Source organism: uncultured Methanobrevibacter sp., assembly GCF_937898925.1.
GTDB lineage: Archaea > Methanobacteriota > Methanobacteria > Methanobacteriales > Methanobacteriaceae > Methanobrevibacter.
Genome location: NZ_CALDKF010000123.1, coordinates 1 through 11,518, shown reverse-complemented (window position 1 = coordinate 11,518; position 11,518 = coordinate 1). Strand labels below are relative to the sequence as shown.

Below are 11,518 nucleotides of genomic sequence, written 5' to 3'. Positions count from 1 at the left end.
GGACAAAACAACGTACAAGGTGCTTGTGATATGGGTGCATTACCTTCTGACTATGTAGGTTACCAAAAAGTTGCAAACCCTGAAATTACCAAAAAATTCTCAGAAGCTTACCAAATCGACTTGCCAACCACTCCTGGTTTAACCTTAGTCGAAATGATGAACGCTGCTCACGCTGGTGACTTAAAAGTATTATACATCCACGGGGAAGACCCTGTACTCTCCGATGCAGATATTAAACACACCAAAGAAGCAATTGCAAACTTAGAAATGTTAATCGTTCAAGAATTGTTCATGACCGATACCGCTGCTGAAGCAGATGTTGTATTACCTGCAGCAGGTTGGGGTGAACAAGAAGGTACCTTCACTTCCGGTGAAAGAAGAGTTCAATGGTTACGTAAAGCTCAAGAACCACCTGAAGGCGCTATGCTTGACTGGAAGATCATGGAAGAAATTGCTGTTAGAATGGGCAGACCAAGAGAATTATTCCACTATGAAAACGCTGCTGAAATTTGGGAAGAAATCAGAGAACTCGCTCCTTCCTACTACGGTATTACTCACGAAAGATTACTCAAACCTGAAGGTGTCCACTGGCCATGTCTTGACCCAGAAGATCCTTGTGAACCTTTAATGCACAAAGATAAATTCGCTCACCCAGACGGTTTAGGTGTATTCCAAGCATTAGAACACAGAGGTCCTGTCGAAGTTGTTGATGATGAATACCCATTACTCTTAACTACTACCCGTATCTTGTTCCACTATCACGCTGCTATGACCAGAAGATGTGAAACCTTAGATAAGGAAGTACCTACTGGATTCATCGAAATCAACACCGAAGATGCAGCAGAAAGAGGAATTCTTAACAATGAAATAGTAAAAGCATACTCTAGAAGAGGAGAAATTGAAATTCCTGCTCGTGTAACTGACGACATTAAGAAAGGTATTGTAAACATTCCTATGCACTTTACCGAATGTGCAGCTAACATGTTAACCAACTCCGATTCTTTCGACCCTAAATGTAAAATGGTTGAATTAAAAGCTTGTGCTATTCAAGTAGAAAAATTATAAGGTGAATAAGGAGTAGATAATATGGCTGTAAATGTAAATGATATGTTTTATGCATACTCTGGTAATGAAGCAATTAAAGAAAAAGGAGAATACGGTGGAGTCGTAACTACTATCATGAAATACTTACTCGAAGAAGGTATTGTTGATGCAGTAGTTGCTGTAGAAGAAGCAGCTGACTTATACGATGCTAAACCTATTCTCATCACTGACCCTGAAGATGTAATCAAATCTGCAGGATCCCTTCACTGTGGTACCTTAAACTTAGCAAAATTCGTATCCAAATACTTAGACGGTGCAAGAGATATGAAAATTGCAGTTACCACAAAACCATGTGACGCAATGACCTTAAAAGAGTTAATGAGAAAAAGAAAAGTTATCGAAGAAAACGTAATCATGATTGGTGTAAACTGTGGAGGAACCATGCCACCTGTACCAACCATGAAAATGATTAGAGACGTTTACGAATTAGACCCTGCTGACGTCATCAAAGAAGAAATTTCCAAAGGAAAACTCATTATGGAAACTGCTGATGGTGAAAAAGCAATTTCCATCGATGAACTCGAAGAAGACGGAATGGGTAGAAGAGAAAACTGTCAAAGATGTACCATGAACATCCCTACCAACGCTGATTTAGCTTTAGGTAACTGGGGAGTTATCGGTGACTTAGCTGGAAAAGCAACCTTCGTAGAAGTATGCTCCGAAAAAGGTGCAGACATCTTAGGAAAAGTAATTGATGCTGGATTAATCGAAACCCAAGCACCAATCGAAAAAGGTGTAACAATCCGTGCTAACATCGACGGAATTATGGTAAAACAAGCAATGGCACAAAGAGAAAAAGACTTTGCTGGAACCTCTGGTGACATCTTAGAAGTATTCGCAGAATACAAAGAAGAATTCTCCAGATGTATGAAATGTTACGGTTGCCGTGAAGCATGTCCTCTCTGTTTCTGTGACGACTGCTGTCTCGAAGCTGAAGGTCCTGAATGGGTACCTGGTGGATACACCCCTGCAGCTCCATTCTTCCACTTAACCCGTATGGTGCACATGGTAGATGCATGTACTAACTGTGGTCAATGTTCTGAAGTATGTCCTTGTGAAATTCCAGTATCCAAAGTATGGGCTACTGTAAACCAAAAAGTCAGAGACATCTTCGGTTACTACAGTGGTGTAGACAACGAAGAACCATTACCATTCACTGAATTTGGTCCTAAATCCTACAGACAATACTAGGATTGAAGATTTAAATCAAAATGGTGAAACACGATAGAATAAATTAGTTGTTGTAAAACTTTGTAATGAGCGTTTTGCTTATTATATTCGTTTTGCAATTTTCTATTTTTATTCTCCTTTTTAATTAAATAATTTTTAAAATAGTCACCTCTTATTCACTCATTTCTAATGAAAAACTATTTTTTAAATTATTTTTTTAAAAATACCCATTGATTTATTTTTAAATTTAATTTATTTTGTGAATTTTCCTGTCTATTTTTTATGATGAATTTTGATTAATAGATAATCTAATCTATGATTGAAGACAAAAGTTTATTTAGATAAATTAAATTTAACAATAGATTAAAAATTTAATTAAAAATTTAATTAAAAATTTAATTAAAACTTTAATATATTTAAGAATAAATTAAAAATTTTATTTAATTTGGTGTAAAAATGAGAATTATTTCAATTGTAGGTTTAAAGAATACTGGCAAAACATCCCTTACAAGCAAGATTATCAAGGAATTAACCAATAGGGACTTTAAGGTAGCAAGCATTAAGCATTCTCATCACCAAATGGAAATGGATCATGAGGGAACCGACACCTATAAGCAAATGGAAGCTGGTTCCGATTTTGTTGTAGGGATTGGTGGAAGAACCTACTTCAATATTAATGAAAGATTTGATCTTGAACGTATTTTGTTCTTAATTAAACTCATGGAAAATCCTGATTTTGTTGTTATAGAAGGATTTAAAGCTTATCCTTATGCTAAAATAGCTACCTGTGAAGAGGTCAAGGATGAATATACAATCAAAGTGGTGAATTCATTTGAAATCACAGATGAAGAGCTATTGGAATTGGTTGACCTTGTTGAAGAAAGGTCTTATGATATTTTGGAAACATTGTTTGTTAATGAATGCGGATATAATGATGCAAGTCTCATAGGTCAAGCTTTCGCTCAAGGAAAATTGGATTACAATCCGGAAACTCAAGCGGAAGTCAATTTAGCTATTGATGGGGTGAATATTGGATTGAACAGATTTGTCAGCGATTATCTCAAGCAAACCATATTGGGAGTATTGGCTCCCCTCAAGATAAAGGAATATGGTGTTGAAAACTTTGATGATATTGACATAACAATTAAAAATAAAAAAGAATAATATAATAGTATTTAAAAAAAATTTTATTATACTATTAAATTGTTTATTATAAAGTTTATTTAGGTGATTATGTGAGCGATAATAAAGATTTTGAAAACAAAGTTAAGTTAGTGATTAATGGAAATGATATTGAATTGAATAAATTCACTGACGATATCATTAAGGAAACTATTCTTGGGTTATTGAAAGCTATTAAAACTTCAGAATATGGTGTAGATGAAGTAAAGAATGTTGAAATTTCCATTGATAATGAATAATCCTAGGATTATTTTTTTAAAAATGATTTTTATATTTTATAGTATTATTTATTATTTAAAATTTTTTTAAAATGAATTTTATTTTGGGGTTTATGGATGAAGGATAAAGTAAGAGACGACTATGAAAGGCCAATTATTTCACTTAGGATTTCCATTACCAATCGTTGCAATGTAAACTGCATATATTGCCACCATGATGGTATGTTGGATTCCTCTTCTGAAATGACTCCGGATGAAATTTATGAAATCTGCAGAATTGCAAAGAAATTAGGTGTTGAGAAAATACGTTTGTCTGGTGGCGAACCTTTAGTGAGGCCAGACATAGTTGAAATTGTTGAGAAAATCAATTCACTTGATTTCAAGGATATTTCCATCACTACCAACGGTATATTTTTAGAGAAATATGCACAAGATTTAGTCGATGCAGGATTAGACAGAGTCAATGTCAGTTTAGACACACTTGATGAAGAAACCTATCAAATGATTGTAGGGAAAAACGTTTTACAAAGAGTAAAGGATGGAATTGTCAAATCTTGTGAAGTTGGTATGTATCCAGTTAAGATAAACATGGTAGTTATGAATAATATCAACAATGATGAGATCATGGACATGTTCGAATTCACTAAAGAGCATGGTGTCATACTTCAACTAATTGAGATCATTGAATCTGAAAGCTGTGATGACAATGACTTCAACTCCAAGTATCATTACCCACTTGCAGAATTTGAAAAATATCTTGCTGAAATTGCAGATGAGATTAAGGTAAGGGAATTCATGCAAGACCGTAAGAAATATTTCATTGATGGCGGTGAGATTGAAGTTGTTCACCCTGTTGACAATACAAATTTCTGCAAGAATTGTACAAGACTCAGAATAACTCCTGAAGGAAAGATCAAACCTTGTCTTCTTAGAAATGATAATCTTGTAGACTTGGTTGAGTTCATTAGGGAAGGAGTATCTGATGATGAACTTGTAGACATTTTCCTTAAGGGAATCCATAATAGGGAACCTTTCTATAAGGAAGAATAGATAATATATTTTTCAATATTTTTTTATTTTTTATTTTTATTTTGCTATTTTTTTATAGATTATTTTTATAATCTTTTAAATATTTTTTATATTTTTTTAATAAATTTTTTATAAATTTCTTATCAATTTTTATCTAAATTTTCATTAATTTTTTTATATATTTTTCCTCTATTTTTCATCTATTTTTCAGTGAATTTTTCTCATTTTTTCATTAGCTTTTTTCTTCAAAAATCACTATGTGTACTTACTACACCTGATTTATGTGTATTTACTACACATTTTTTTGTTTGGCCTAAAAATTTTAAAAATTTTCAAAAATTCGATGTAAATTTGCTTACATATTGGAGATATAATTTAGCTATTTTTGATTAAATTTTAACTATTTTTATCTTAATAAAATTAGTTTAATTTTTATAATTAAGTTAAAAAATAATTTATTTAATAAATAAATGATAATTTACTTTAATATTATATATTAAGTTATAGTTTATTCTTATCTTCTGAAAATAATTAATATAATAAATAATTAATATTTTTACAAATGTGTAATTAATACACTACAATATATAAATCTTTATACTTGAGTCTAAGTATGTGCCTTTTATAAGTATATATAATATATATTATAATGTACACATGGTGAATTTATGCCAAAACATATAGTATCTGGACTAAAATATTTAGAAAGTGTTGAGTTGAGAAAAAGAGGATTGTCCCAAAAGGAGATTTCATCTCAAATCGGTGTAGACAGATCAACTATTTCTCACTACTTGAATGGTAGAAACATATCCATGGATTCTATCGAACTTGCTAAAACTATTTTAGAGTTAAGTCCTAAGGATTTTATATTAATAACAAAAGTTTTATTTGGAGATTATAAAGAAATTCGTCAAATCGTGACTATTTTTAATATGAATCATTATGACCCACAGATTAACGATGGATGTATTGGTTGTGGATTGTGTGTAGATTTGTGTGAGATGAAGGCTATTAATTTAGATTCATTGAAAGCAAAGATAAACCCCCGTTATTGTTGCGGCTGTCTTATGTGTGTTGAGAATTGCCCAACAAAATCAATTGAAATTTTGGAGGTAAAAAATGGTTAACGTTAAAGAAATTGAAGGCAAAGACTTCAATATAAAAAGATCAGCAGAAGAAGACAGAATTTTGTCCTTTAAAGATCACGTTTGTATTGGTTGCGGCCTTTGTGAAGCAACTTGTCCTGTAGAAGCTATTTGTCTTGATGAAGTAGCTCCTATTGAACGTAAATACACCGAAACCTATTTCAGTGGTCATGAAAAGATTGCTCAAAACTATGCTCTTTTCAAAAACGACAATGAAGTCAAAGCAAAATTATGCATTGATGAAAACAAATGTGTTCTCTGTGGTATGTGTAGTGGAGTATGTCCAGCAGGCGCATTAGACCTTACTATTGGTGGCGTCTCTATTAAAGAAAATGAAGCTTATCCAACTCTCATCGCTTCAGCTGAAATCGATGAAGACAAATGTTTATTCTGTAAAAAATGTGAAGCAGCTTGTCCTAGAGCTTCCATCACTATTGACAGAACCTTACCTAACAGAGCGGACTTAGTAACTGGTGAAATCGAAGTATGTGAAGACGACTGTATTTACTGTGGTGCTTGTGCTGAATTATGTCCTGCAGAAGCTATTGTAGTAGACAAAACCACCGGTGAAGAAAGCATTGTTATTGACAAAGAAAAATGTGTATACTGTCTCGTATGTAAAAAAGCATGTCCTGTTAACGCTATTAAAGCAGTATGTAGATCCTGTTCCTACGGTGAATATGACCTCGACCCTGCTAAAGCAGCTATTACCGGTAATGCAATTATTGACAAAGAAACCTGTATTAAATGTGGATGGTGTGAAGGAGTCTGTCCTGCAGACGCAGCTACTGTAAAACAAGCATTTAAAGGTACTCTCGAAATCGATGAAGAAAAATGTGGTACCTGTGGTGCATGTATTGATGTATGTCCATGTAATGTTTTATCCTTCCCTAAATCATCTGGTCCTGGAGACAGAGGAACTCACTTAGTTAAAGAAGAAGATTACTGTATCCACTGTGGTGCATGTGCTAAAGCATGTCCTAACGGAGCATTAACCGTAACTAGAACTGACATCGATTACACCCCAACTAGTTCTAAATCTTGGATTGCAGCATTCGAAGCTTTAAAAAATTAATTTGATTGGTGATTATTTATGGAACTTAAAGTAGATCAAGATAAATGTTTAGGTTGTGGAGTATGTGTTATCGCATGTCCAGTAAACGCTTCTATCAGTCCAGAAAACGCTGGTGGACATGGTTCCAAAACAACCGAAACTATTATGATGGTTGAAAACGGATTTATTAAATTATTCAGTGTGGATAAATGTGACAAATGTGGTACTTGCCAAATGTTCTGTCCTACTGAAGCTATATGGTTAGAATAGGAGTGATAACATGCATTACGCAAATACTTATTTAGAAAGACCAGTAGTTGGAGATTTAGAAAACGTAGCTCAAGAAGGTACTACCAAAGTACTCAAATGTATGTTAAACACTGGTTCTGACATATATCAAGGAGCTTGTAAGAAAAGAGGTTCTACCTTAAAAGAAGAATATAAAAACGCTTCCGGTACCTGTTACATGGATCCTCGTGACATGGTAAAATTAGGTGTAAAAAACTGGGACACCGTACTTGTAAAAACCGACTACGGTGAAGTTGTTTTAAACGCAGCAAAATCCAGAGATGCTCCTCACGAAGGTACCATCTTTGTATGTAAAGGTCCATGGGCTAACACTATTGTAAGCCACGAAACCTACTGTTGTTCAGACCCTACCTACAAAGGTATCCACGCTACCGTTGAAAAAACTGACAGAAAAGTTTTATTAATGGCAGACTTAATGAGATGGGTATACAAAAAATATGTTGACGAAGAAGATGATGATGTTGTAGAAAACATGGAATCATTAGGTGAAAGACCAGTTTATAACGGACGTAAATGGGAGGAGTTGATTGATCATGACATATGAACCACCTGTAACTGATTACGATCACATTGTAGAAAATTGTACTTGTGCATTTTGTGGATGTAACTGTGACGACTTAGACTTCTTAGTAAAAGACGGTCACGTAGTTGCTGTTAGACACGCATGCAGATTAGGTGCAAGTAAAGTTATGGAAGATATGGACCAAAGATTACTTGTACCAATGGTAAGAAACGAAGAAGGAGTTCTTGAAGAAGTAGACTGGGATACTGCTTTAGACACTGCAGCTGAATATATTGCAAACTCTATTAGACCAGTATTCTACGGATGGTCTGAAACTTCTACTGAATGTATGAAAGAAGGTGTAGAATTAGGTGAATATATTGGTGCTGTTTTAGATAACCAAGCAACTATCTGTCACGGTCCAAGTTTACAAGCTATGCAAAACGCAGGTTACCCTATCCAAACCTTAGGGGAAGTTAAAAACAGAGCTGACGTTATTGCATACTCTGGTAGTAACGCTATGAACTCTCACCCAAGACACTTAGCAAGATATGCAGCATTCCCTAGAGGATACTTCAGACAAAGAGGTAGATTCGACAGAACCGTTATTACTATGGATCCAAAATTCTCAGACACTGCAAAAATGTCTGACAAATGGATTGGATTTGAACAAAACGGAGACTACGGTTTCTACAACGCTTTAAGAGCTGTATTAAAAGGTAAAAAATTACAATCTGAATCTGTTTCCGGTATTCCAGCTGAAGACATTTATGAATTAGCTGCTGAAATGGAAGCTGCAGAATTCGGTGTTCTCTTCTTCGGTTTAGGTTTAACCCACACCTTAGGTAAACAAAGAAACATTGACATCGCAATTAAATTAGTACAAGACTTAAACACCAACAGTAAATGGGGACTTACTCCAATGAGAGGTCACTTTAACGTAAACGGTTTCAACATTTTCATGGCTTACGAAACTGGTTGGGCATTCGGTGTAGACTTCTGTAGAGGATACGGAAGATATATGATGGGTGAAACCAACACTATCGACTTATTAGTCAGAAAAGAACCTGACTGTTTCATGGTAATTGCAGCAGACCCTGGTGCTCACTTCCCTAACGGAGCAAACCAACACTTAGCAGACATTCCAGTTATCCAAATCGATATTCACTGGGGACCATCTACTGAACTTGCTGACGTAGTACTTCCTGGATCCTTCATTTCTGTAGAATGTGGAGGTACCAGTTACCGTATGGATGGTGTTCCTATCTGGATGAAGAAAGCTATCGACAAACCTGAAACCTGTCGTGATGACGAATGGATTGTACGTGAATTGAAAGAAAGAGTAATGAAACTCAGAGAAGAACCTAACGTAGCAGATGAATACGTTCCTAATGAAGGTCTCGCATGTCTCTTAGATAAGTAAGGTGATTTTAATGGAATATATACTTAAAAATGGTATTGTTTACGACCCTGCTAATGAAGTAAACGGAGAAAAAATGGATATCTGCTTCAAAGATGGTAAAATCGTTGAAGATGTATCCGCTGACGCTGAAGTATTAGACGTCACTGATAAAATTGTAATGCCTGCTGGTGTAGACCCTCACGCTCACGTTGCAGGACCAAAATTGGTTGTAGGTAGATTATACAGACCAGAAGACGAAAGAAGAGGAGTAGCTCAAAAAACTAAAGTAACCAGAGCTGAAGCTGGTTTCTCTATCCCAAGTTGTCCTACCACTGGATACAGATACTCAAGAATGGGATACGGTACTGTTTGTGAAGCAGCTATGCCTCCTTTAGAAGCAAAACACACACACGAAGAAATTAACACTATTCCAAACATCGATATTAACCCATTACCATTATTTGGTAACAACTGGTTCGTAATGGAATATGCAAGAGAAAACAGAATTGACGACTTAGCAGCATTTATTGCAGCAATGTTAAGAGTATCTAAAGGATACGGTGTAAAAATCGTAAACCCATGTGGTTCAGAAGCATGGGGTTGGGGTATGAACGTACACGGATACGATGACAAAGCACCTTACTTTGACGTAACCTCCAGAGAAGTTGTAAGAGCTTTAGCAAAAGCTAACGAACAATTAGGTCTTCCTCACTCTATACACATCCACCCTAATGATTTAGGTCACCCAGGAAACGTACCAACTACTATTGCAACTTTAGACTCTATTAAAGACATTGCAAAATCCACTAAAGCATCTGCTGGCGTAAGGGATCAAACTATCCACTGTACTCATGCACAATTCCACTCTTACACTGGTAACAGTTGGAAAGATGCAGCATCCGGTGCAGAAGAAGTTGCTGACTTCATTAACAAAAACCCATACGTAACTTGTGACGTAGGTCAAGTAACTTTCGACGAAACCACAACCATGACTGCAGACGCTCCTATGGAATACGACTTGTTCAAAATTTCTGGATTAAAATGGGCTAACAAAGACATTGAATGTGAAACCGCAGCTGGTATCATTCCATGTATTTACTCTCCAAAAACTCCAGTAAGTACCTTACAATGGGCTATTGGTCTTGAATTGTTCTTGCACATTAAAAACCCATGGCAAGTATGTTTAACCACTGACCACCCTAACGCAGGTCCTTTCATCAGATATCCTAAGATCATCTCCTGGTTAATGAGTGCTGAGAAAAGGATGTCTATGATTGACAATGGTGAAGTACACAAATGGGCTTCCAAAAGAACTGGCTTAGCTGGTCTCGAAAGAGAATACGACTTCTACGAAATAGCTACTATTTCCAGAGCAGCTCCTGCAAAAATCCACGGATTCCAAGACAGAGGTGCACTTACCCCTGGTTACAACGCAGATATTGCTGTATATGACATTAACCCTAATGACTTTGACCCATCCAAAGATCCTGAAGGTGTCGAAAAAGCATTCAGTAACGCTTACTACACTATCAAAGATGGTCAAATCGTTGTTAAAGATGGTGACATTGTTTCCACTAAACAAAGCCACACCATTTGGACTAATGTCATAGGATACGAAGAAGAAGAAAAACAAATTATCGACAGTATAATGCCATTCTTTACCCAATACTATTCTGTCAAATGGGAAAACTATCAAGTACACGACCACTATGTACCAAACCCAACTAGAGTGGACGTAGAAGCTAAATAAGGAGAGTGTTTATTAATGAAAACTATAACTTTTGATCAAAAGAAAACTTCTTCAATTGCTTTAGAATTTGATGAGTTAATCACTGATAACATTTACTCTTGGACTGAAGAAGACTTTGCAGAGTACAAAGTACCTGTAGGAAACTCCAGATTCCCAATCACTGATTACTTTGACATCACTGTTGAAGGAGAAGCAGAATCTCCAGCTGAAGTCAAAATGATTTTAAACGGAGATTGTAACAGAGTAAAATACATCGGTTGTAAAATGAGTGCTGGTGAAGTAGTTGTTAACGGTGATGCAGACCTTCACGTTGGTGCAGAAATGTCTGGTGGAGTAGTTACTGTATTCGGTAACGTAGCAGCTCACGCTGGTCGTGAAATGAAAGGTGGTAAACTCGAAATTATGGGTAATACCAAAGAATTCTGTGGTGCATCCTACATTGGTGAATGGAGAGGTATGTCCGGTGGAGAAATCATTATCCACGGAAATGCTGGTAAACAATGTGGTGAATGTTTAGTCGGTGGTAAAATCCACGTTTTAGGTGACTGTGATATTCTCGCAGGTATCCACATGACCAAAGGTACCATTGAAATTAAAGCTTTTAAAACAGAAAACCGAGTGAAAATCGTCGTAAAGGATTCCGGTCTGGGATT

The 11,518-nt window shown here is 35.6% G+C and carries 12 protein-coding genes; all 12 read left to right on the top strand.

Annotated elements, in window-relative coordinates:
- On the top strand, positions 1-1,065 hold a 1,065-nt coding region (locus Q0409_RS10355; RefSeq protein ID WP_298537940.1), incomplete at its 5' end, for a molybdopterin oxidoreductase family protein.
- A gap of 21 nt (positions 1,066-1,086) precedes the next feature.
- A complete protein-coding gene (locus tag Q0409_RS10350; protein ID WP_298537937.1) occupies positions 1,087-2,295 on the top strand; it encodes a Coenzyme F420 hydrogenase/dehydrogenase, beta subunit C-terminal domain in 1,209 nt (402 codons plus the stop codon).
- A 435-nt stretch (positions 2,296-2,730) separates the two neighbouring features.
- Positions 2,731-3,438 (top strand): molybdopterin-guanine dinucleotide biosynthesis protein B, encoded by a 708-nt coding sequence (mobB, locus tag Q0409_RS10345; RefSeq protein WP_298537934.1) that lies wholly within the window; start codon positions 2,731-2,733, stop codon positions 3,436-3,438.
- A 71-nt stretch (positions 3,439-3,509) separates the two neighbouring features.
- Positions 3,510-3,695, top strand: a complete 186-nt coding sequence (locus Q0409_RS10340) for a hypothetical protein (RefSeq protein WP_295608009.1) — start codon at positions 3,510-3,512, stop codon at positions 3,693-3,695.
- A gap of 96 nt (positions 3,696-3,791) precedes the next feature.
- The gene (moaA, locus tag Q0409_RS10335) at positions 3,792-4,724 is read left to right on the top strand and encodes a GTP 3',8-cyclase MoaA (RefSeq protein ID WP_298537931.1); all 933 of its coding nucleotides are present in this window, start codon (positions 3,792-3,794) and stop codon (positions 4,722-4,724) included.
- 647 nt (positions 4,725-5,371) lie between these two features.
- Positions 5,372-5,830: a helix-turn-helix domain-containing protein gene (locus tag Q0409_RS10330; RefSeq protein WP_296855917.1), complete on the top strand. Its 459-nt coding sequence runs from the start codon at positions 5,372-5,374 to the stop codon at positions 5,828-5,830.
- Complete coding sequence (fwdF, locus tag Q0409_RS10325; protein ID WP_298537927.1) at positions 5,823-6,923, top strand: tungsten-dependent formylmethanofuran dehydrogenase subunit FwdF; 1,101 nt, start codon at positions 5,823-5,825, stop codon at positions 6,921-6,923. The genes Q0409_RS10330 and fwdF overlap by 8 nt, the downstream gene beginning before the upstream one ends.
- Positions 6,924-6,941: 18 nt before the next feature.
- Positions 6,942-7,172 carry a 4Fe-4S binding protein gene (locus tag Q0409_RS10320; RefSeq protein WP_012955149.1) on the top strand — a complete coding sequence of 77 codons (231 nt, stop codon included), beginning with the start codon at positions 6,942-6,944 and terminating at the stop codon, positions 7,170-7,172.
- 10 nt (positions 7,173-7,182) lie between these two features.
- The gene (locus Q0409_RS10315; RefSeq protein WP_295608015.1) at positions 7,183-7,755 is read left to right on the top strand and encodes a molybdopterin dinucleotide binding domain-containing protein; all 573 of its coding nucleotides are present in this window, start codon (positions 7,183-7,185) and stop codon (positions 7,753-7,755) included.
- Positions 7,745-9,136 carry a formylmethanofuran dehydrogenase subunit B gene (locus Q0409_RS10310; RefSeq protein ID WP_292786982.1) on the top strand — a complete coding sequence of 464 codons (1,392 nt, stop codon included), beginning with the start codon at positions 7,745-7,747 and terminating at the stop codon, positions 9,134-9,136. The genes Q0409_RS10315 and Q0409_RS10310 overlap by 11 nt, the downstream gene beginning before the upstream one ends.
- 10 nt (positions 9,137-9,146) lie before the next feature.
- Positions 9,147-10,865: a formylmethanofuran dehydrogenase subunit A gene (locus Q0409_RS10305; RefSeq protein ID WP_298537920.1), complete on the top strand. Its 1,719-nt coding sequence runs from the start codon at positions 9,147-9,149 to the stop codon at positions 10,863-10,865.
- A 15-nt stretch (positions 10,866-10,880) separates the two neighbouring features.
- A partial coding sequence (locus Q0409_RS10300; protein ID WP_298537918.1) for a formylmethanofuran dehydrogenase subunit C occupies positions 10,881-11,518 on the top strand: 638 nt, incomplete at its 3' end.